Below are 280 nucleotides of genomic sequence, written 5' to 3'. Positions count from 1 at the left end.
CGATTACATAGGCTATGAGCGCAACACCGAACAGAACGACGCCGAAGACCGTGGTGACGCCGATCAGGTTTCGCGCTTCGTTGGTCAGGACCCTGCCCAGCAGCGGGAAGAAAGTCGAGTCGCGTAGCGGTTTCAACAGCCAGACGGCACAGTAGAGGCTCCAGTCGGGCGTGCCGACGAGCACAAACGCGGCGAGTGGAACCAAAACCGCCAGCACATCGATGGCGACCGCCGGCGTCCTGTCCCGAACGTCTCCCGCCCAGCGCTTAAGCACCGTCGC

At 62.9% G+C, this 280-nt stretch carries 1 pseudogene; it reads right to left on the bottom strand.

Annotated elements, in window-relative coordinates:
- Nucleotides 1-280, bottom strand: a pseudogene (locus EN807_RS35050) (cyclic nucleotide-gated potassium channel); the annotation flags it as partial.

It is taken from the genome of Mesorhizobium sp. M5C.F.Ca.ET.164.01.1.1, from assembly GCF_004792125.1.
GTDB lineage: Bacteria > Pseudomonadota > Alphaproteobacteria > Rhizobiales > Rhizobiaceae > Mesorhizobium > Mesorhizobium wenxiniae.
Note: the sequence above shows the minus strand (reverse complement) of the source record. Positions and strands in the feature narration are given on the sequence as shown.